This is a genomic window from Pedobacter sp. AC464 (genome assembly GCF_979253075.1).
Window position 1 is genome coordinate 1,596,737 of record NZ_CEEDBV010000002.1, and the last position, 22,602, is coordinate 1,619,338.

Here is a 22,602-nt window from a genome sequence, read left to right on the forward strand (position 1 = left end):
AACATAAACGATGAATAAACTATTTACTTTAACCGGCCTGATGCTTTTTGCCGGCAGTTTGGTAATGGCCCAGAACATTCAAAACAATCCTGGTAGTAACCACGGCAACAAATTTGAACAATTGGGAACCATTTTGCCAACGCCGAACGAGCAGCGTACAGCAAGTGGTGCCCCCGGTGTAAAATACTGGCAACAACGTGCAGATTACAACATTAAATGCTCGCTCGATGAGAAAAATTTGCTCTTAACAGGGAGTGAAACCGTGACCTACACCAACAACTCGCCAGATCCTTTAACCTACATCTGGTTACAGCTCGATGAGAATGAGCACAGCACCGATAAGAGTTCCAACTACCAGGATGCTACCAAGATGCCAACGGTTGGCACCACACAAAGCATCGATAATTTAGCTTCGAAAGCCAATAACGGATTCGGTATTAATGTATTGAAACTCACCGATGCTACAGGAAAAAAATTAAGCTACACCGTAAACAAAACGATGATGCGAATTGATTTGCCTGTTGCGTTGAAAACGGGGCAGAAGTATATTTTCAACATCGACTGGAATTACAAAATTACCGATAGGATGACTGTTGGCGGTAGAGGTGGTTATGAGTTTTTCCCGGCAGATGGAAATTATCTTTTTACCATGACGCAGTGGTACCCACGTCTGTGCGTTTACAGCGACTTTCAAGGCTGGCAGAATCACCAGTTTACGGGCAGGGGCGAATTCGCACTAACTTTTGGCGATTTCAAAGTGCAAATGACGGTTCCAGCCGATCACCTTGTTGGATCTACAGGTGAGTGCATCAATTATAGTGCAGTGCTAAACCCTGCGCAGTTAAGCAGATACAATTCTGCAAAAACGGCAACTGCTCCTGTAGAAATTCAAACACTTGCAGAAGCTAAAACGGCCGAAGGTAAAAAAGCTTCAGGTAACAAAACCTGGGTTTTTCAGGCTAATAACGTTCGCGATTTTGCATGGACTTCTTCACGCAAGTTTATTTGGGATGCGATGCCACAAAAAATTGCTGCAAATAATAATACCGTAATGTGTATGAGTTTTTATGGTAAAGAAGCCTACAATTTGTACAGCAAATTCTCTACCCGGGCCGTAGCGCACACCATCAAAACCTATTCCGATTTTACAATTCCTTACCCTTACCCGGTTGCCCAAAGTATTGAGGCGGCAAATGGAATGGAATACCCGATGATTTGTTTTAACTATGGCCGTACAGATGCTGACGGAACTTATAGCGAAAGCACTAAAAATGGTATGTTGGGTGTAATTATTCACGAGGTTGGACACAACTTCTTCCCGATGATTGTGAACAGCGATGAGCGCCAGTGGACCTGGATGGACGAAGGTTTAAATTCTTTTGTTGAGTACCTTACGGAAGAACTCTGGGATAATACCTTTCCAAGTAAGAAGGGCCCGGCTTATACCATTGTAGATTACATGAAGCTCCCAAAAGATGAACTGGAACCAATTATGACCAATTCTGAAAACATAACCCGTTTCGGTCCGAATGCCTACTCGAAGCCTGCTACAGGTTTAAATATTCTCCGCGAAACCATTATGGGAAGAGACCTTTTCGATTATGCTTTTAAAGAATACTCCAGAAGATGGGCATTTAAACATCCACAACCAGCCGATCTTTTCCGCACTATGGAAGATGCCAGCGGCGAAGATTTAGATTGGTTTTGGAGAGGCTGGTTTTATGGAACCGAGCCATGTGATATTTCTTTGGATACCGTGAAATTTGCCAAAGCAGATTTTCCTACAACCATACCCGAGGCAAGGGCACGAATGGTTAAGGTTGATAAGCCTGCCGTAAATGCATTCCAGGACATTTCTAAAATTAGAAATCGTGAAGATAAAAAAATCAGTTTTTATACAGATAAAAATCCCGCAGCTCAGGATTTCTATTACAAATACGATAGAGGTTTAGTTGCTGTTGATACGGCAACTGCTGTAAAAACGCAGGGCACAATGCCGTTTGAACCTGTGCCAAGCGCAGAGCAGACCAAATATGAAAACAAGTTTTTCTACGAACTTAATTTCAGTAATAAAGGTGGCTTGGTGATGCCAATCATTGTGGAGTTTACTTATAAAGATGGTACAAAAGAAATTGATAGAATTCCGGCTCAGATTTGGAGACATAATGAATTAAAAACCTCTAAATTCTATGTAAAGGATAAAGAGGTTGAATCCATTTTAGTTGATCCGTTAAGAGAAACAGCTGATATTGATACTTCAAATAACAGCTGGGGCGGGAAAGCGAAGGAAAGCAAATTCAGGGTTTTCAAAGCGAAAGCTGCTTCATCCGTTCGTGGCCAATCTGTTGGTGTAAACCCAATGCAAAAAGCTGCAGGTAAATAACAACCTTTGGTAAACGATGCTATAAAGGCCTTGCCAGTTTCTGGCAAGGCCTTTATTTTTGGGGTTAAGCGAATATTTTTTTAGATGACAGTATCGGAAGGTTAAAGCAGGCATAAAAATTCCGAACAGTTACTGCGTCCTGTTCCAAACCAAATTACCCGGCTGATGTTCGCTGAATAATCTCGCAGAATACAACATTCCTGACTTTTGGCTGTTTAGTTCTTGCACGCAAAATCGTATATTTGATACACAGATGAAATTCAAAATTACTTCAGCATATAAACCAACCGGAGACCAACCCAGCGCCATAAAGCAACTTGTAGATGGTGTGAACGCAAATGAGCATTATCAGACTTTGCTCGGCGTTACCGGTTCCGGAAAAACATTTACCGTAGCAAACGTTATTGAGCAAACGCAGAAACCAACACTCATATTAAGCCATAATAAAACGCTGGCCGCCCAGCTCTACGGCGAGTTTAAAAATTTCTTTCCGGAAAACTCCGTAAACTATTTTGTTTCTTACTACGATTATTACCAGCCCGAAGCCTTCATCGCTTCGAGCAATACATACATTGAAAAGGATTTAAGCATAAATGAAGAAATTGAAAAGCTTCGCCTGCGAACCACTTCTTCTTTAATGAGTGGCCGCCGCGATATTATTGTCGTGTCGTCCATTTCTTGTATTTATGGTATGGGGAACCCTGAAGACTTTTCACGAATGGTTTTTCGATTTGGTGTCGGGTTAAGAATTTCGCGAAACGCATTCTTACACAGCCTGGTAGAAATCTTATACTCAAGAACGACAACAGAATTTAAACGTGGAACCTTTAGAGTAAAAGGCGATACAGTTGATATCTTTCCGGCATACTTAGATTATGCTTACCGCATTTCTTTTTTTGGAGATGATATAGAAGAGCTTTCAGCAATCGATCCGGTTTCCGGGAAAACACTCGAAAAACTTGAAGATATGGCCATTTATCCGGCTAATCTTTTCGTAACCCCGAAAGATAGGTTCAATCAATCGATTTGGGGGATTCAGGAAGAGCTCGAAATTCGTAAAAATCAACTCATTGCCGACAGGCATTTATTGGAAGCGAAACGACTCGAGGAACGTACAAACTTCGATATCGAAATGATGAAGGAACTGGGATATTGTTCCGGTATCGAAAACTATTCCCGCTTTTTTGATGGCCGCTCTCCAGGTATGCGCCCCTTCTGCTTACTTGATTATTTTCCTGATGATTACCTGATGGTGATAGATGAAAGTCATGTCACGGTTCCGCAAATACGTGCAATGTATGGTGGCGACCGCTCGCGTAAGCTCTCACTGGTAGAATACGGATTCCGTTTACCTGCGGCATTAGATAACAGACCCTTGAATTTTACGGAGTTTGAAGCGTTGGCGCCACAAACCATTTATGTAAGCGCAACACCTGCCGAATATGAACTTGAAAAATCTGAAGGGGTTGTTGTAGAGCAGGTAATTCGACCGACAGGGTTGTTGGATCCGGTTATCGAAATCAGGCCGGCCATTAACCAGGTTGATGATTTGCTTGATGAAATTGACATTACCATTAAGCAGGGTGGACGAATTCTGGTTACCACCTTAACCAAACGAATGGCCGAAGAATTAACCAAATATTTAGATAGGTTAAACATCAAGACCCGTTACATCCATTCGGAGATTAAAACATTAGAGCGTGTTGAAATTTTGAGGGGTTTGCGTTTGGGAGAGTTCGATGTTTTAGTTGGCATAAACCTGCTGCGTGAAGGGTTAGATTTACCTGAAGTGACGTTGGTTGCCATTTTAGATGCGGATAAGGAAGGTTTTCTTCGTTCGGAGAAATCACTAATCCAAACAATAGGCCGGGCTGCCAGAAATGATAAGGGTAGGGTAATTATGTATGCCGATAGCATTACTGATAGTATGGAGAAAACAATTTCGGAAACCAATCGTCGTAGGGATATTCAAATTGCTTATAATCTGGAACACGGCATAACGCCATTAACGGTTGGAAAATCCCGCGAAGCGATCCTGGAACAAACTTCTGTGCTCGATTTCTCGCAGAAAGCGAGCGATAACAAGGCGAGAGCTTATGTAGAAAATGCCGAAATTAGCATTGCCGCAGACCCAATTGTTCAATACATGGGTAAAGCTGAACTACAAAAAGCCATCGATAATACCCGCAAGGATATGCAGAAGGCCGCTAAGGACATGGATTTCTTGCAGGCAGCCAAACTCCGCGATGAAATGTTTGCGCTGGAAAAAATGTTTAATGAAAAGTTTGCAAAATAGACGCTACTTTTGTGCCTCAAAATAGTATGGACGGACAAAATAGAAAAGATATATTTCCCGGTTTGGAAGTTGGGATAATCCTGAAAAAGGATCAAAGAAGTGGAAATGTTACTTACGGAATCGTTAAAGATTTATTAACTTCATCATCATTCCACTCCAGAGGGATAAAAGTAAGGCTAGATGATGGCCAGATTGGAAGAGTTTGTGAAATTGTTGAAGATTAACTATTTGTAATCAAATTGCAATTAATCGGTTAAAAAGTAACAAAATAAATCTCGCTACGTCTATATTTGTAACAAACAGTAAAAAGAATGCCATTAATTAAATTCCTTTTCATAGCAGTTTTAGTACTTTGGGTAATCAGAATTCTGATACGCCTTTTGTTGCCAATGCTTTTTGGTAGCCTTGCAAGTAAAATGCAACAGCAGGCTAGTGGGCAAGCACAACAACCTAAAAGAAAACCAGAAGGGTCTATTTCAATCGACTATATGCCGCCAAAACCAAATCAGGGTAAGACGGATAAACTTGGCGATTTTGTAGATTACGAAGAAGTTAAATAATTTAAAGTCCTGATAAAGTCAGGACTTTTTTGTTTCTGCAGCTTGTTTAATTGTCAGATTTCTTTTCGCCAATAAGTTTGTTAGATAAGTTTTTAAAATTAGTTTTTCCAAGATTGAACCAACAAGACCGAAAGGTGCTTCAAATTCGAAAATATCTGTCATCTCTGTTAAATCACCAACTTTCTTAAAAAAATGCTGGTGTTTCATGTACTTAAAAGGACCTTTACTCATTTCATCAGTGAAGCGACACGGAGCTTCCATATCAGTTATTCGCGATGTAAGTTTAAATTTTATTCCGAAGTGCCTGGCTTCCCACGTAACAGACTCTCCCAAATTGATTAATCCGGTTATCTTTCCTGTAACTGCCTTTTCATTTGAATCTATCATTGATTTAACGTGTAGGTCAATGTTTCGTGATAAATCAAAACAAATTTTGGTAGAGGCATTTACCAGTGTTTTTAATCTTATTCTTTGCATCTTGCTTATACACGTAAACTCAAAATATCGTGAAAAGCTTCTTCCATTGTAGCAAATTGAAATTTAAACCCTGAATTCAAAAGTATGGTTGGTTTTACCCATCTGCTTTTTAAAATTAATTCGGTTTCCGTACCTATAATTTTGGCGCCAATTTCCAATAACCAGGCTGGTGCAGGTAATCCAAATGGCACTCCATATGCTTTTCTTAAAATCCTCATCATTTCAACATTTTTAACGGCATTCGGTGCGGTACAGTTTACCGCACCGCTAATTTCGCTATGGTCAGTTAACCATTCTATGCTTTGTGCAACATCCTGTTCGTGTACCCAGCTTACATATTGCACGCCATCGCCTTGCTTGCCGCCCATTCCCAGTTTGACTAAATTTAAAAGTCGTGGGAAAGCGCCGTCCGTTCTGCCCATAACAATGCCCATGCGCAATGCTATCTTCCTGGTTTTAGGGTTGCTTGTTTCAAAAAACACTTGTTCCCAGGTTTTGCAAACGTCAATCGAAAACCCGTAGCCGATGGTGCCGGTCAGGTCATCCTGAGTACTGTCTTCTGCGTGGCGGTAAATTGTAGCTGATGTTATATTGATAAAAAGCTTTGGTGGTGTTGCTAACTTTTCCAAAACTTTATTTAAAAGCTTAGTTGGTAAAACGCGGGAACTAATAATTTCCTCCCGGTTTTTTGCCGTGTAGCGGCAGTTTACATTTTTGCCACAAAGGTTAACCAGCAAATCTGCGCCTTCCAGAATTTCAATCCAGGGGCCTTCAGTTTTTCCATCCCAAACGAGGGTTTTAATATTACCTTCATTTGTTTTTGCTTTTCTGGTGAGCATTATAACTTCATCAGCTATGCTGCTAAAGTGTTTCGCTAAAACCCCTCCGAGATAACCATTGCCTCCCGCGAGGATTATTTTTCTGTATTTCATCTTTATAAACTGAAGATTAAACCTAATACAATTAATCTGTATAAAACCCAGGTAATGCTCATTGCAACACCAATTTTCAAAATTTTACTTCTACGTAAGTGTTCGAGCAACATCAATCCGGCTGTAGTTAAGAAATATATAAGAAAAACAATTGAAGGAATCTCCAGCCATTGGTTTAGCATGAGCAGAACAAGCAGTAATATTGACCCTGCAAAAGAGATCGTCATCATATTTCCCAGATAATGCCACAACTTTTCTTTTTGATGGAAACTAATAATTAGTCCTTGAAAAAAAATCTGTCCGCCACAAATGATGTATTCGCGATAGCTGTTTCCAAGTGGTACAAAGTCAGTTAACCGTTTCGCATACAACGTTAAAATGTAAGCCGTAATTAACCAGGTAAATAATAGATAAGCCACCCGGTATTTGATTTTAAAATTTGGTTGCAAGCTGTTTGCCTTAACTGTGGCAGGAATGATAACCTTTCTGTTATAGGATACAAAGGCATAAAATTTAGTCATTAACCAATGGAAAGGAGCGAAACTAAAGAGTGGTTTAAAAACTGGCAAGGCATTTCCTAAGATTTTAAACAAGCTGTTTATCCCATAAGTTACTTCGCCGGTTTCGGTATTAACCAGAGCAATTTCATTGGCAGCTCTTTGTTTATCAATAAGCCGGCAAACAGATTCAGGTGGATTTTGATAGGCTTCACGGCCATTCTTTGGCAACATATCCAGCTTTATGAATGCTTTAGTGTAGGCGAAACACATTGGACATTCTTCGTCGTATAAAATGATGTGGTTTGCTAATGTTTTCATGATTTATATTTTAGAAGTTTCAGTAAAAAATGAAAGTATGTTTGGAAAAAATAAGACTCTTGCGAAGTCTCTATATTTTCTGCTTTAAAACGCTGCGGAGTTTATTTGAAAACCTTCAAAATCGAACTCCAAAACCAGCTTTCTTCTGCTTTCAGCATGGTTTCTATTGTTTTGTCGGCATTTTTAGCAAGTTTATTAATATCTGTAACTGATTTTTTGAAAGTTTTAAACTCCGGGTCTTTTTCATCTCCTGTAACGGATGATAACTCACCAAGAATTTTTAAAATAGGTTCCAGTTCGCGTTTTTTCCGCTCTTTGGCAACCTGCCTGGCAATGTTCCACACATCCTTATCCGCAAAGAAATATTCCTTCCGCTCTCCCGCCTTGTGTTGCTTTTCAATCAAGCCCCAGCCCATCAGGTCGCGTAGTGTCATATTCGCATTCCCGCGAGATATGCTTAACTGCTCCATAATGTCTTCAGTAGTAAGTGCCTCAACAGAAATTAAAAGCAGTGCATGCACTTGTGCCATGGTACGGTTTATGCCCCATTCAGAACCTAATTTGCCCCATGCCTCGATAAATTTTAGTTTTCCTTCTGCTAATTCCATGAACAAATATAATTATTTTTCTAAACTTTCAAAAATTATTGAAACTTTATTTATTTTGTTTAATTTCATCGATTAACATTTGCCAATCTTTACCTTTCTCGTTTAGTGTATAAAGTAAATTTGCCTGGGCCGAATCAAAATACACTGATAATTTTAGCACAGGCAAGGCAAGGGAGGGTTTAAACATAGTTCCCGGTGCGAAGCCAGGTTCATTATTTTTTGCCCGGTCTCTGTCGAATTTTACGGTTGTGTTAACGTATTCCTCATGCTGTTTTTCTCCTTTGATGTACGGTATTAACCAATCAACAGATTTTTTCATTGATGAACCTTTTGGCGATTCATAAGTGTAAAGGTTTCCGCCGCCGGCGCTTCTTATTAGTAGAGCAAGCCTAAGCATTGGTTCCAAATCGTAAATGTGGTAATGCATGGCATCCCGCTCCTTAAAATCGTGACTTGTACCATCTTCGTTGAGGTTAATTTCGATGTGTTTTTTAAGGCGGTCTATGGTCCAGCTGATAAATTCCTGGTTATTTAAAGCATATCCGATTTCGCCAACTACTTTTAACCGATGTGCATTCCAGTTGTTAATTCCTGTGCCCTGGTTTCGGTTCATTCTTTTGCTGTTAATCTCTGCCAAAGCCGTAGCCTTCAACCAATCAGCAATTAAAGTTTTGTCTGTTGGAATAACATCATCTTTTATCAAATCGTAAGCTTCTATCGCTTTATCTAAATTGGTATCATCAATCGGGTCGCCATTTGGTTGATTTCTATTTGCCCAGGCCAGCAAAAATTCCTCAGCCTTCTTAAGGTATTTCTCTTCACCTGTAATTTTAAATTGCAGGGCCAGTGTGTACATTTTGTTCATATCGCGAAGCGCTAGGGCTGTGCGCTCCTTTTTCGGGTTTCCACGAAGCAATCCCTCAGTACGGATGGTGTCTACCGGATTTGGCGTCTGTGCTAAAAAATCCTCTGCAGCTGCTTTGAAATTCGTGTATAAGGATTTTGTCTCCGGGTCATCTTTAATTTTCCGTTTTAAAACCGCGATTTGTTCATTGCTTAAGCCAACGATTTGCGCATTAGATGTGCATATGAATAGCGAAAATAATAGTGTGATTACCGTACTTTTCATGATAAATATTTTTGCTTAGAGTTGTCGTTTTTACAAATCTAAATTTTTAATGTAAAGGCATTCAATTTATTCCTTTAATATACCGTTCAAATTTTTATTTTTGACGTTCGTTTAAACTTAAACAAACCTTAATGAATAACTGGTTTAAAAACAATGGCACCCATATAGCCATTATTGCAATTTTTGTAGTCATTTGTTTTGCCTACTTCAGTCCTGTTTTGCAGGGTAAAGCACCATCTCAAAGCGATGTAATCCAGTCGCAGGCGATGCAAAAAGAGATTATGGACGTGAAAGCGCAAACCGGCACTGCTCCATTGTGGACCAACCAAATGTTTGGCGGCATGCCTGCTTTTCAAATCTGGGTTCCTTATGCCTATAATGGCGCAACCTATGGCATTGCATTAATTACGAAGGCATTACCGAATCCGGTTGGGACTGTGCTTTTGCTGCTTATAGGTGCTTATTTTCTTTTTATTGTATTAAAAGTAAACCCATGGCTTGCCGCGGCAGGTGCAATTGCTTTTACTTTTACAACATATAATTTTGTGCTTATATCAAGCGGCCACAGTAGTAAGGCCTTGGCAATTGGCTTTTTTGCGCCAATAATCGCAGGCATCATTCTAACCATGCGGGGCCGTTATTGGTATGGAGCCAGTTTAACTGCTTTATTTCTGGCGCTGGAAATCCGAACCAATCACGTGCAGATGACGTATTACCTGATGCTATCGATTATTATTTTTGTTGGCGTTGAGTTGTATAAAGCGGTTAAGGCGAAAACATTGCCCGCACTCGGAAAGTCGCTGGGTTTTTTAGCGCTTTCGGTTATCCTTGCGGTCATGATAAATGCTGGCCTGTTGTGGTCTACAGCAGAATATGCAAAAGAGACCAACCGTGGCAAATCTAACCTAACGGCAACTGCTGCTGCGGGTAAAGATACGGGCATGTCTAAAGAATATGCTTATCAGTGGAGCCAGGGTATAGGTGAAAGTTTTACCTTTTTAATACCTGATTTATATGGCGGTGCAACCGGTGTTGATGAATTGGTAAAGCCCGAGAGCAATATGTACAAAGCAGTTTCGGAAGTTACCGGAGGCGATCCTGGACAAACCGATAATGCAATCCGCTCATTGGCGCAAAACTTTAACATGCAGGAATATTGGGGCGATAAACCATTTACTCAAGGCGGCTATTACTTCGGTGCAATAATCTGCTTCTTGTTTGTTTTTGGATTGTTTATCGTTAAAAGTCAGCTTAAATGGTGGATTTTAATTACGACAATCCTTTTTATGCTACTTTCATTTGGCAGGCACCTGCCGTTTGTAAGTGATTTATTCTTCGATTATTTCCCACTTTACAATAAGTTCAGGGCGGTCGAATCTATCCTTGCTGTTGTGGGTTTGGTTGTTCCTATTCTGGCAATTCTTGCCGTTAAAGAGATTCAGGAAGAAAAAATTGATCAAAAAGTGCTGGTTAAAAAATTGACATGGTCGGCAGGTATTGTAGGTGGCATTTCACTTATCATCGCGATTATGCCAACCCTCTTCTTCAGCTTTAAAACCGCCAACCATGCTGATGCCGTTCAGGCGCTTACGCAAGCCTTACAAAACAATGCTGCAATTGCTCAAAAAATTGCAAACGGTTTAGTAGAGGATAGAATTTCCATTGCACGTTCTGATGCATTTCGCTCGTTCATTTTCGTTGCCATTGGCTTTGGAATCGTTTGGGCATTTATCACCAAAAAACTGAACATGCAACTGGCTTTCGGTTTATTAACCTTCGCAGTTTTAATTGATATGTGGCAGGTTGATAAAAGATATCTAAACAATAAAAACTTCGAAGCGAAGCGAGATCTTTCAGATTATTTTCAGCCACGTGATGTGGATACTTTTATTGCGGCAGACAAAGATCCTAATTTCAGGGTGTTCGATTTATCCATCAATACTTTCTCTGATGCCAGTACATCTGCTTTCCACAAAACAGTAGGTGGTTATCACGCAGCAAAGCTGAAACGTTTTGATGAGTTGATTCAAAATCAGTTTTCGAAAAGCATCAATCAGGATGTTTTAGATATGTTGAACACTAAATACATCATCACGCAGGACCAGAAAACAGGCTCGTACAAAATGCAACGCAACCAAACTGCTGCCGGAAACGCGTGGTTTGTAGCGAGCGTTCAATATGTTAAAAATTCTGATGAAGAGATGAAAGCCATAAGCAGTTTCGATGCGAAAAAAGAGGCAATTGTTGATGAAAGCTATAAAAACCTGATGAACAGCAAACTGCTAGGTACCGGACAGGAAGGTTTTATCAAACTGACCAATTACAATCCTGACCACCTTACTTACGAATACTCTACCGCTAAAGATGTTATTGCAGTTTTCTCAGAAATTTACTACAATAAGGGTTGGAAAATGTATATCGATGGCGTAGAGAAACCATATTTCAGAGCAGATTACGTTTTACGGGCAGCTCAGTTAGAGGCAGGAAATCACAAGCTCGAGTTCATTTTTCATCCTAATTCTTATTATACTGGTGAAAAAATTTCGTTGGCGGGCTCAATCATTTTAGTACTTGGATTAGGCTTCGGTATTTACTCAGAAAATAAGAAAAAGAAAGTAGCTAATGCTTAATTAGGTCGGTTTCGACTTACTATTTCAAATACCTTCAGCATAATCGGCTGGAGGTATTTTTTTTATCAGTCATCTCAAAATACTTATTAATCAAACGATTAAATTTAACAATACCGTAACATTTGTTTGATATTCAGAGTCTTACCTTTGTTTATAAATCAGATGATATGTTAGAATCATTCTTTGCGATTTGTCTTTTAATCGTTGTACTTTATTTCTTTAGTCCTTTTGAGGTAAAACTCGATGAGGAAGAAGAGTGGTAAAATAGCCTTCCAGTATTTAAACTGCTTTTCTGAAGCGGTGATACAATTCCTAGCCCCTAAAATTTTCATTTATGGATAAAAGAAATGTCGATTTAGTCGTAATCTCCGATGTACATCTGGGTACCTATGGCTGCCATGCAAAAGAGCTTTTAAAGTATCTCAAAAGCATTAAACCAAAAACGCTTATCCTCAACGGCGATATTATCGATATCTGGCAATTTAGCAAAAGCTACTGGCCCGAATCGCATATGAAAGTAATTCGTAAGCTGATGAAATTCGTATCTGAAGGCGTTGAAGTTCATTACCTCACCGGAAACCATGATGAAATGCTGAGAAAGTTCGATGGTATGGAGATGGGTTCCTTTCATTTGGCAAATAAGCTTATTTTAGAACTTAACGGTAAAAAGGCCTGGTTTTTCCATGGCGATGTTTTCGATGTAACGATGCAACACTCCAAGTGGCTTGCAAAAATGGGTGCTGTAGGTTACGACACATTAATTTTGATAAACAGTTTTGTTAACTGGGTATTAAATGCTTTCGGCAGAGAGAAAATGAGTTTCTCGAAAAAAATAAAAGCCAAATTTAAAGACGCAGTAAAATTTATAAACAGCTTTGAACTGGTTGCTGCAGAATTAGCAGTAGAAAAAGGATACGATTATGTGGTTTGCGGCCATATACACCAGCCAGAAAAGCGGGAAATAGCTGTAGATAATGGTAAAGTGATGTATTTAAACAGCGGTGATTGGGTAGAAAGTTTAACGGCACTTGAATACCATGAGCAATCCTGGTCGGTGTTTAAGTACGACCATAAAGATTTTATTAAAGACGAAATGGACGACGGCATCCTTTCGGATGCTGAAGATTTAAAAAGCAAACTGGATATAAATATTCTTTTGCAAAATATAAAATATGAAATTGCCTGATAATTTTAGATATTCGGCCTTTATCAGATGAAAATACTTTACGCAATTCAAGGTACGGGCAACGGGCACATCAGCAGGGCAAGAGAAATTATCCCTTTGCTCCAGAAATATGGCGAGCTAGATATTTTAGTAAGTGGAACCCAGGCCGATGTTAAACTCAGTCAGCCGGTGAAATACCAGTTGCATGGCTTCAGCTTTATCTTCGGTAAAAAAGGCGGTGTAGATCATTTTAAAACCTGGCTGAGCATGAATCTCTTTCGTTTCAGGAAAGACATGAAGCAACTTCAGCTTAAGGATTACAACCTGATTGTTAACGATTTTGAGCCGGTAAGTGCCTGGGCCTGCAAATTGCAGGGTATAGAATGCGTTTCACTCAGCCATCAGGCTGCTTTTAAATCTAAAAAAGTGCCCCGGCCCAGAACTATAGATTGGGGCAAGGTTATTCTCAGTCATTATGCGCCAACGAAATACCACATCGGCTTTCATTTCGACAGGTACGATAATTTTATTTACACGCCAGTAATCCGTTCCGAAATCAGGCAGCTGGAAAGTAAAAATCTGGGTCACTACACCGTTTACTTACCCGCTGTAGACGACCGCCGGCTGGTAAAATTGCTGGTGCAAATTCCAGGCGTAAACTGGCAGGTGTTCTCCAAACACAGTAAAGAAAGTTATCAGGAGCAAAATGTTTCGGTTTCACCTGTAAACAACGAAATGTTTAACAATAGCCTTGCAACTTGCGAAGGTCTTTTTACCGGTGGCGGCTTTGAAGGCCCTGCCGAAGCGCTCTTTTTAGGCAAGAAGCTTTTGGTTGCGCCTATGCGGTTTCAGTTCGAACAACAATGTAATGCTTATGCGCTCAAACAATTTGGTTTGCCGGTAATTTGGGGAAGTACCAGAAACTGGTTGCCAATTGTAAAGCAGTGGGTAGAAAATCCGCAAAGACATGAGTTTCATTTCCCTGATGAAACCGCAAAAATTATAGATGACATGGTTAAAAAGTACGCAAGAATATAAGCCACGACGTTGAAAACTTTTCGCCAAAAGAATTATTACTCAATCCCATCCTACACCACACCGACAAAAAATTCTGTGTTAATCTGTGTTTCTGTGGCAAAAAATCTGTATTAAAAAGAATTACCATCCTAAAACAACACTGACAAAAATTCTGTGTCAATCTGTGTTTCTGTGGCAAAAGGAAATCTCTATCAGAAAAGAATTACCATCCTAAAACAACACCGACAGAAAAATTCTGTGTCAATCCGTGTTTCCGTGGCAAAAGTAAATCTCTATAAGAAAAAAATTACCATCCCCAAACAACACCGACAAAAAATTCTGTGTTAATCCGTGTTTCTGTGGCAAAAGTAAATCTGCATTTCTGCGGCAAACAGAGTACGGATCCAAAGAAAAAACCCGTGGAACATTCAACATGATACTTGGTGTTTCTTCCTCAATCCTTAAAATAATTTCTTTACTTTGCCAATTCTACAAAAGGCATGATTAATCAGTTTAGAAAGTTAAATCCAGTTAACCTCATTTTGCTGTTAGCATATACGTTTTTTATGCGTATTGTTATCTTTTATGAATTGCCTGCCCAGTTAAATTTCGATTTTCTGGAACCTTTTGCAAGACTATTAATTAACATCAATTTCGAAAAGGCTTTTTCTCCTTCAACAAATGTTTTTTTTGCAACGGTGTTAGTCTTTATTCAGGCGCTTATTTTCAACAGGGTTATTAACAATCATAACCTGCTGGCAAAACCCAGTTTCCTGCCTGCGCTTATGTACATAACCGGGGCAAGCTTGTTTCTGCCATTTATGATTTTAAGTCCTGCTCTAATCTGTAACTTTCTTTTAATCTGGTTAATAGATAAATTTCTCAAGCTCAACAAAAGTTTAAACTCTATAACAACCGTGTTCGATATCGGGATGATAATTGCCATTGGCACTTTAATTTATTTCCCGTTTATGGCTATGTTACTGATGATTTTTTTGTCATTACTTCTTTTTCGATCTTTCAACTGGAGGGAATGGGTTGCAGGCCTGGTAGGCTTTTTAACCGTGTTCTTTTTTCTTGCCGTATTTTATTTCTGGAAAGATAACCTAACCTCATTTTATCAAATCTGGAAACCATTGGGAAACAAATTTCCATCTGTTTTTAAAATCAATTATAACGACTACCTGGTGTTAATTCCGGTTGTTGTGATAATCATACTTGCCTCCCTGCAGCTAAGGGAAAACTTTTTTAGGAGTTTTATCAGCACCAGAAAGGGTTTCCAAATGTTGTTTTTTATGTTTCTGGTATCGGCTGCGAGTTTTTATTTAAAGCCCGATTTTAGAACATGGCATTTTCTACTCTGTGTACCCCCAGGAGCGGTGCTTTTGGCTTATTATTTTAGCAACGCGAAGAAAAGGTGGTTTTACGAAACACTCTTTCTTCTGTTTGTACTTTCTGTACAGTACTTTCTCTTTGTTTAACCTTTTTTAACAAAATGATTCCTCGAAACTTGTTAAAGATTAATAGCTTTGTGGCACGATTGCAGAGTTTTTGTGCTTTTCGATGGTGGGAATGAAGATGGGGTTATTGATTCTTATTCAGATAGATGCATAATTTAAGTATTGATATCGGTAATACTTCAACCAAGATTGCAGTTTTTGCAGGTAAGGAAATTATACATTATCAGCGTTTCGATGCCTTAACGGTGGATGAACTGCTGCTGTTGATTGAAAAGTATAGCATCAACAAATCGATAATAAGTACTGTAGATGAAGAAATTGATGCACTTGAGCATTATTTAAAGCGTAGTACAGCATACATTCGTTTCTCTGCGATGCTTACAAATGGCGTGCAAAATAAGTATCAAACGCCGGCAACGCTTGGTTTAGATAGGTGGGCGGCTATGTTGGGTGCAAATGGGGCGTTTCCGGGCAATTCCTGTCTGGTGATTGATGCCGGAACGTGCATAACCTATGATTTGCTTGCTGCAGATAGTACCTATTTCGGCGGTAGTATAAGTCCGGGGATAGCCATGCGCTTTAACGCTGTACACCAGTTTACGGGTCGGTTGCCTTTGGTAAGCTGGAATGCGGAGATGGAAATTCCGGAGGGTAGAGATACAAAAACGGCGATACAAAATGGTGTTTTGCAGGGCGTAATTAATGAAATTTCAGGGTTTATAGCCCTCAACAATAAAAAAGAAAGTGCCTTAAAGGTTATTTTAACGGGTGGCGATGCAGATTTTTTGTTTAACCAATTACAAAACAGCATCTTTGCGCCTCAAATAATAAAAGATCCCTATTTGGTTTTAAAAGGATTAAATGAAGCTATTGCAGATTAAAATGTACAAAAGAATAAATTATATTGCAGCCATACTCGTTCTAGTTTGTGGTTTAGGTGTTCAGGCACAGGTTACCACGTCATCACCGTATTCCAGATATGGACTTGGAAATGTTAAAGGTTCTTTACTGCCACAACTTCGGGCAATGGGTGGAATATCTACTGCAGTTGGTGCAATAAATGGGTTTAACTACATCAATATGCAAAACCCGGCTTCATATTCCAGCATCAATTTAACCACAATTGATATTGGTATGAGTGCGAGTATTACCGATTTGTCTAGGAGCAACTTAAGTGAATCAAGCTTTAACGCTACTTTTAGTCACATTGCTTTCGCGGTGCCGGTAACTAAAAAATCTGCATTGAGTTTTGGTATCCTGCCATATTCCGATTTAGGTTACAGTTATAAAAATTCGGTAAAAGTTGATACGCTTTCCGTTGCACAGCTTTATGAAGGAGAAGGCGGCTTATCAAAAGCCTACCTGGGTTATGGTTACAAATTCGGCGATCACTTAAGCATTGGCGGTAACGTTGAATATATTTTTGGCAATTTGTTAACGACAAGAGCTACCGAATACTCTACCACAGGCGCAGTAAATGCAAAGCTTCAGAATAAAAACAGTGTTGGTGGTTTAAATTATTCTTACGGTGTGCAGTACAATTTCGATTTGGCACCGAAGGTATCAATGACTTTGGGCTATTCGGGCAGCAGTTCGGGTAACGTAAGCTCTAAACAATCTTTTTATGCAACACATTACACCCGCGACGCCAATGGGAACGAAAACACCGCACTCGATACATTAAGTGCAGTTGTAAATGCAAAATCGAACCTGAGTTTACCGCTTACGCATAATTTCGGTATTTCGATACAGGAAACTGATAAATGGTTAATTGGTGCAGATTTTAGAATGAGTAAATGGGCTGATGTGAGCATAAACAACGTTAACCAGGGTTTGCAAAACAGTTGGGGTGCGTCGTTGGGTAGTCAGTTTACGCCAGATATCACTTCATACAACAGTTATTTCAAACGCGTTGATTACCGTTTAGGCGTTAATTATGATAAAACTTACATTAAAATAGGCAATCAGGACATTAAGCAAATGGGTGCTTCAATAGGTTTCGGTTTTCCATTGCCTTCTGCAAACGGCTTATCGTTCTATAAAATCAATTTCACCACAGAAATTGGCCAGCGTGGAACTTTAACAGATAATCTTGTAAAAGAAAAATATATTAACTTTCATTTAGGCTTTACTTTAAATGATAAGTGGTTCCGTAAGTATAAGGTAGACTAATTGATGCGTAAGGCATTTTTATATGGCTTAATTTTCCTGATACCAGTTATCTTGGTATCCTGTGGAGATGATGACCTGAAAAAAGCCAATCCGGTTACCAGTCAGAAAATACTGCTCAACAGAGATAGAACCATCGGTGTCGAAATCATTTACAGTGATTCGGCAAGGGTAAAGGCCAAAGGCAATGCGCCGATTATGGATAAGGTAACCACCCAAACTGGTAGCACCTATCAGGAAATGATCAAAGGCGTAAAAATTGATTTCTTCAATGTTAATGAGCCGGGCGTAATTGATGGCACGTTAATTTGCGATTACGCCATCCGAAAAGAACAGGAACAGAAAACTTTCTTCAGAAAGAACGTGATTGTAAAAAATGCCAAGGGCGATACCTTTTCATCAGAAGAACTCATCTGGGATGAAGCCAAAAAGATTTTTTACTCAAAACAGCGGGTGGTGGTTAAAACCATAGACGGCAACATTCTCGAAGGCGTAGATTTCGAAGCACCGCAGGATTTCAGCACATATACGTTCAATCAGGGAACGGGTCAGGCTATATTGAAGGATGCAATAGCGCCTTAAAATCATCGTTTTCCGAGGCTCTATTTGCTTAAAAATTAAACAGTTGATAAATAAAATTTTGTGTTTTCTTTTTTGAGGCAAATTTGTATCTTGCGCCCTCTTAAAAAAAACTAAATAATATAAAGTACAATATGGGATTAATGACATTTTTGCGTAACCGTGCAGGCTATATACTGGTGTTTGCTATAGGTTTTGCAATTGTTGCATTTTTAGTAGGTGATGCAATTAACGTGGGTAAGCCTTTCTGGGCCGCAAACCAAAAAACAGTTGGTTCTGTTGATGGAAAAGACATCAGTATCGATGATTTCGGGCCGAAGGTAGAGCAAAATTTAAATCAGTTTAAACAACAATACGGTGGTAGTGCTAACGCACAAATGACTGCAATGGCTGTAGATCAGGCATGGAACGCAGAACTAGCCGGCGTTCTACTAAATAAAGAATACGATCGTTTAGGCTTAACCGTTTCTGAAGATGAATTGGTTGATTTATTGGTTGGCCAGAATCCAAGTCCATTAATCAAACAATATTTCACAAATCCACAAACTGGTCAGTTAGACCGCATGCAGTTAAACAGCTTTTTGAAGTCGAAAGATCCACAGGCTCAAAACCAATCTGCCATGTTGCAAACTGAAGTTAAAAATCAAACGTTACAACAAAAATATTCTAACTTAATTCGCAACTCCGTTTATGTAACTTCATTGGAAGCGACTGATGAATACACCAACCGTAATAAGCTGGCGAATTTCAAGTATGTAAATTTAGATTACACAACAATTCCGGATGCATCTGTTAAATTGACTGATGCAGATTATTCTGAATATTACGATGCAAACAAAGCACGTTTCAATAATCCACAGGAAACGCGTTCATTTGAATATGTTGCCTTCAGCATCAAACCTACAAAAGCAGATTCGTTAGCGGTTAAAACGCAGATTGATAAGCTTGCTGCAGACTTTAAAGTAGCTAAAAACGATTCGCTTTTTGCAGCAATTAATTCTGATGTTAAAATACCTTTTACCTACATTACTAAAGGGAAATTGGATCCTGCTGTTGATTCGGCTGTATTTTCTTTGCCAGCAGGTAGCTATTATGGTCCGGCTTTATCTGGTAACTCTTATAAAGTTATCAAAGTGGTGTCAACCCGTACTTCTCCCGATTCGGTAAAAGTAAGCCACATCTTAATAGACCCGGCTAAAGTTGGCGGCGAAGATAAAGCTGTTAAACTAGCCGATTCGTTAAAAGGCGTAATTGCAAAAGGTGGCAGTTTCGCTGAACTGGCAAAAACATTTAGTGTAGATGGTTCGAAAGATCAAGGTGGTTCTATGCCTGCATTCGCACGTGGTGCCATGGTTCCGGAATTTGAAAACGCAGCATTCGATGGAAGCGTTGGGGAGCTGAAAGTTGTTAAATCTCAATTCGGTTACCACATCATGAAAATCGAAAAACAAATCGGTTCATCTAAAGTTGCTAAACTTGCTTATGTAGAGAAATCTTTAACCGCAAGCAGCAAAACTCAGGCTTCAGCATATAAAGCAGCTAGTAATTTCCTTGCCGATGTTAAAGGCAGCGACTTTGCTAAACTTGCAGAAAAAGATAAATTAAAAGTTGCGGTAGCTGATAAAATCACTGCGACACAAGGCTTCGCACCAGGCTTAGATAGCCCGCGTAAATTAATTCAGGATGCTTATGCTGCCGATAAAGGCGACGTTTTGCCTGAAATTTACACCATGGGTGATGCTTATGTTGTTGCCCGTTTAACTGATGTTAAGCCTAAGGGTACTTTGCCATTAGATGCGGTTAAGAAAGAAATTCAGCCAATGGTGCTAAATGCGGCAAAAGCTAAAATGCTGAAAGCAAAATTCGAAGGTGCTGGAAAGGCTGGTTTGGCGCAAATTGCATCTAAAGTTGCCCGCCCGATAATGCCGGTTCAAAACATTGTGTTTGCAAACCCGATTATTCCAGGCATTGCACAGGAAAACAAATTGGTAGGTAGTGTATTTGGTGCTCAGCCAGGTAAAGTTTCTGCTCCAATAGATGGCGAACGTGGCGTTTATGTGTTCTCGGTAGATGGATTTACAAATCCTGCTCCGATTGCAAATATGTTTAAGCAAAAAGAAACGATGATGTTAACTTTAGGCCAGCGTTCATTAGGCGCAGCTTTCCAGGCTCTACAAGATAATGCGAAGATAAAAGACAATCGCGTGAAATTCTATTAATTAGAAATTGCGTAATTTTGTAACCGTTCCAAGTCACATTGGAACGGTTTTTTTATTTTAAGCATATGGAAATTCAGGAAAATTTCGTCAACAAAGTTGGAAATAGTGGTTTAATTACTTTAAATCTCGAAGACTATTACCATTCGGGGGAACGGGTTGTTTATGACATTAAAGAAAACCTTTTCCATGGTTTAATTCTTAGGGAGAAAGATTTTAGGGAGTTTATCAAAACCCACGACTGGTCGCAATACCAGGGTAAAAACGTTTCTATTATTTGTTCTGCCGATGCAATTGTGCCAACTTGGGCCTATATGCTTTTAGCGAACAAATTAAAACCTTACGCAAACGAAGTTGTGTTTGGTGGTTTAGATACGCTTGAAGCGGTTATGTTTTCAAAGGCACTTGGTAAAATTAACCCGCAGGATTTCGCAAATGAACGGGTTGTAGTAAAAGGCTGTGGCGATATTGACATTCCGGTTTCTGCCTATGTGGAAATTACCAACTTGCTTACGCCTGTAGTGAAAAGCATTATGTTCGGCGAACCATGCTCTACTGTTCCGGTATTTAAAAGGAAAGATTAATTTTTGGTTTGCTTTTTGCATATCTTGTAAAGATAACTGCACTATTTGTTTATTTTGCAGGCATTAACACACAATTGAGACACCAAGCAAATGAAAAGATTATCCGTCATTTTCACCTGTATCCTGTTTACTTTAATTGCTGCTGCGCAGGAATTGCCGCTCAAAAAGGAGGCTGTTTTTCAGGAGGGAGAAATTCTAAGTTATAAACTGCGGTACGGTTTTATCACAGCTGCGGAAGCTACTATAAAGGTTCAGAATTCAGATTTAAAGTTTGATAACAAGCCAACCTGGAAACTAACTGTCGATGCGCAAACCTCTGGCACTTTCGATGTTTTTTATAAAATCCGCGACCATTACGATTCCTATATTGATAAGAAAGATTTACTGCCTTATTTCTATCAGGAAAATATTAGGGAGGCTAGTTATAAAAGACAAGATAAGGCCCGCTTTTCGCAGGATGCAAAAAAAGTGGTTTCTAACAGGGGCACTTTTACAACACCAACAACGCAAACTTTCGATTTAGTTTCTGCTTATTATTTTGCCAGGAGTTTAGACATTTCCAAACTTAAAATTGGCGATAAGTTTAAACTTAATTATTTTCTTGGCGATGAAATTTCGGCTCTGGAAGTTGAATATGTTGGCAAAGAAACGGTAAAAAATAAATTAGGCAACATTCGTTGTTTAAAATTTAGTCCTTCAATTAAACCTGGAAGAATCTTTAAAAAAGACAGTCGTTTGTATCTTTGGGTTACCGACGATGGAAACCGTGTTCCGGTAAAAGCACAGGTTGAAATACTGGTTGGCGCAGTAACCATGGAATTGAAATCTGCACAGGGTTTAAAGTATGCGTTAGCAAAAGATTAATGATGATAGAAGTAGAACAGGTGCTCGTGCACGAAGATGTTTTAAAGGAAAACTTTGTTTGTAATTTGAGTAAATGCAAAGGGATTTGCTGTGTAGAAGGCGATTCTGGTGCACCCTTAGATAACGATGAAAAGGCCGTACTGGAAGAAATTTACCCGAAGATAAAGCATCTTTTAAATGAAAAAGGCATCAAGGCGATTGAGGAGCAAGGTGTTTATGTTGTAGATGAAGATGGCGATTTGACCACACCCTGTGTTGATAAAAATAAGGAATGCGCATACGTGCTTTTTGAGAGTGGCATAACGAAATGTGCCATCGAGAAAGCTTACGAGCAGGGCATTGTAGATTGGCAAAAACCTATTTCCTGTCACCTATACCCAATCCGGATTACTAAATACCCCGAGTTTGAAGTGTTGAATTATGATCGCTGGCACATCTGCCATGACGCATGTACTTTCGGCCGCGAATTAAAGGTGCCTGTTTACAGTTTTTTAAAAGGACCACTTATCCGCAAGTATGGCGAAGCCTGGTACACCGCACTCGAAGAATCCGTAGCTGCAATGTAGTCTGCCATCGAAATTGTTCGGGAACGCATCAGCACTTGTTCGGGCGCCGTTCGGGAATGCCTTAGGTGCTGTTCGGGAAAGCTTCGGGAAACGTTCGGGAAGAAATTTACTCAACCTCGTATCAACTTTGTGAACTCTTTGCCTGCAAG

20 protein-coding genes are annotated in these 22,602 nt (G+C 39.5%); 15 read left to right on the forward strand and 5 right to left on the reverse strand.

Going from position 1 to position 22,602, the window contains the following annotated elements:
- Window positions 1-10: 10 nt before the first annotated feature.
- The 4 genes from AC0IWT_RS17860 (at window position 11) to AC0IWT_RS17875 (ending at window position 5,239) form a co-directional block, all read left to right on the forward strand.
- Entirely contained in the window at window positions 11-2,383 is a 2,373-nt protein-coding gene (locus AC0IWT_RS17860; protein WP_471798190.1) for a M1 family metallopeptidase, read from the forward strand.
- 253 nt (window positions 2,384-2,636) lie between these two features.
- Entirely contained in the window at window positions 2,637-4,679 is a 2,043-nt protein-coding gene (gene uvrB / locus AC0IWT_RS17865) for an excinuclease ABC subunit UvrB (protein WP_056872644.1), read from the forward strand.
- Window positions 4,680-4,705: 26 nt separating this feature from the next.
- On the forward strand, window positions 4,706-4,903 hold the full coding sequence (locus AC0IWT_RS17870) for a YwbE family protein (protein WP_056872643.1): 198 nt from the start codon (window positions 4,706-4,708) through the stop codon (window positions 4,901-4,903).
- Between the two features lie 87 nt (window positions 4,904-4,990).
- A complete protein-coding gene (locus AC0IWT_RS17875) occupies window positions 4,991-5,239 on the forward strand; it encodes a DUF4834 family protein (RefSeq protein ID WP_056872642.1) in 249 nt (82 codons plus the stop codon).
- Between the two features lie 18 nt (window positions 5,240-5,257).
- Here AC0IWT_RS17875 and AC0IWT_RS17880 read toward each other — a convergent pair whose 3' ends face one another.
- From AC0IWT_RS17880 to AC0IWT_RS17900, 5 genes are all read right to left on the reverse strand, one after another.
- Window positions 5,258-5,626: an SRPBCC family protein gene (locus AC0IWT_RS17880; protein ID WP_471798191.1), complete on the reverse strand. Its 369-nt coding sequence runs from the start codon at window positions 5,624-5,626 to the stop codon at window positions 5,258-5,260.
- A gap of 95 nt (window positions 5,627-5,721) precedes the next feature.
- Window positions 5,722-6,648: a TIGR01777 family oxidoreductase gene (locus AC0IWT_RS17885; RefSeq protein ID WP_471798192.1), complete on the reverse strand. Its 927-nt coding sequence runs from the start codon at window positions 6,646-6,648 to the stop codon at window positions 5,722-5,724.
- Window positions 6,649-6,650: 2 nt separating this feature from the next.
- Entirely contained in the window at window positions 6,651-7,466 is an 816-nt protein-coding gene (locus AC0IWT_RS17890; RefSeq protein ID WP_471798193.1) for a DCC1-like thiol-disulfide oxidoreductase family protein, read from the reverse strand.
- A gap of 101 nt (window positions 7,467-7,567) precedes the next feature.
- Window positions 7,568-8,074 carry a GbsR/MarR family transcriptional regulator gene (locus AC0IWT_RS17895; RefSeq protein WP_471798194.1) on the reverse strand — a complete coding sequence of 169 codons (507 nt, stop codon included), beginning with the start codon at window positions 8,072-8,074 and terminating at the stop codon, window positions 7,568-7,570.
- Window positions 8,075-8,120: 46 nt separating this feature from the next.
- Entirely contained in the window at window positions 8,121-9,203 is a 1,083-nt protein-coding gene (locus AC0IWT_RS17900; protein WP_471798195.1) for an alginate lyase family protein, read from the reverse strand.
- Window positions 9,204-9,334: 131 nt separating this feature from the next.
- Between AC0IWT_RS17900 and AC0IWT_RS17905 the strand changes: the two genes are divergently transcribed.
- The 11 genes from AC0IWT_RS17905 (at window position 9,335) to AC0IWT_RS17955 (ending at window position 22,453) form a co-directional block, all read left to right on the forward strand.
- Entirely contained in the window at window positions 9,335-11,833 is a 2,499-nt protein-coding gene (locus tag AC0IWT_RS17905) for a YfhO family protein (protein WP_471798196.1), read from the forward strand.
- Between the two features lie 334 nt (window positions 11,834-12,167).
- A complete protein-coding gene (locus tag AC0IWT_RS17910; RefSeq protein ID WP_471798197.1) occupies window positions 12,168-13,019 on the forward strand; it encodes a UDP-2,3-diacylglucosamine diphosphatase in 852 nt (283 codons plus the stop codon).
- 27 nt (window positions 13,020-13,046) lie between these two features.
- A complete protein-coding gene (locus AC0IWT_RS17915) occupies window positions 13,047-14,036 on the forward strand; it encodes a glycosyltransferase family protein (RefSeq protein ID WP_471798198.1) in 990 nt (329 codons plus the stop codon).
- Between the two features lie 479 nt (window positions 14,037-14,515).
- Window positions 14,516-15,496: a DUF6427 family protein gene (locus AC0IWT_RS17920; RefSeq protein WP_471798199.1), complete on the forward strand. Its 981-nt coding sequence runs from the start codon at window positions 14,516-14,518 to the stop codon at window positions 15,494-15,496.
- A gap of 125 nt (window positions 15,497-15,621) precedes the next feature.
- Complete coding sequence (locus AC0IWT_RS17925) at window positions 15,622-16,356, forward strand: type III pantothenate kinase (protein WP_471798200.1); 735 nt, start codon at window positions 15,622-15,624, stop codon at window positions 16,354-16,356.
- The gene (locus AC0IWT_RS17930) at window positions 16,337-17,647 is read left to right on the forward strand and encodes a hypothetical protein (RefSeq protein ID WP_471798201.1); all 1,311 of its coding nucleotides are present in this window, start codon (window positions 16,337-16,339) and stop codon (window positions 17,645-17,647) included. Before AC0IWT_RS17925 ends, AC0IWT_RS17930 begins: the two co-directional genes overlap by 20 nt.
- 3 nt (window positions 17,648-17,650) lie before the next feature.
- On the forward strand, window positions 17,651-18,226 hold the full coding sequence (locus AC0IWT_RS17935; protein WP_471798202.1) for a hypothetical protein: 576 nt from the start codon (window positions 17,651-17,653) through the stop codon (window positions 18,224-18,226).
- A 140-nt stretch (window positions 18,227-18,366) separates the two neighbouring features.
- Entirely contained in the window at window positions 18,367-20,442 is a 2,076-nt protein-coding gene (locus AC0IWT_RS17940; RefSeq protein ID WP_471798203.1) for a peptidylprolyl isomerase, read from the forward strand.
- Between the two features lie 65 nt (window positions 20,443-20,507).
- Complete coding sequence (locus tag AC0IWT_RS17945) at window positions 20,508-21,023, forward strand: DUF2480 family protein (RefSeq protein WP_471798204.1); 516 nt, start codon at window positions 20,508-20,510, stop codon at window positions 21,021-21,023.
- Window positions 21,024-21,113: 90 nt separating this feature from the next.
- A complete protein-coding gene (locus tag AC0IWT_RS17950) occupies window positions 21,114-21,887 on the forward strand; it encodes a DUF3108 domain-containing protein (protein ID WP_471798205.1) in 774 nt (257 codons plus the stop codon).
- Between the two features lie 2 nt (window positions 21,888-21,889).
- Window positions 21,890-22,453 (forward strand): DUF3109 family protein, encoded by a 564-nt coding sequence (locus AC0IWT_RS17955; protein WP_056872744.1) that lies wholly within the window; start codon window positions 21,890-21,892, stop codon window positions 22,451-22,453.
- The last annotated feature ends 149 nt before the right edge of the window (window positions 22,454-22,602 follow it).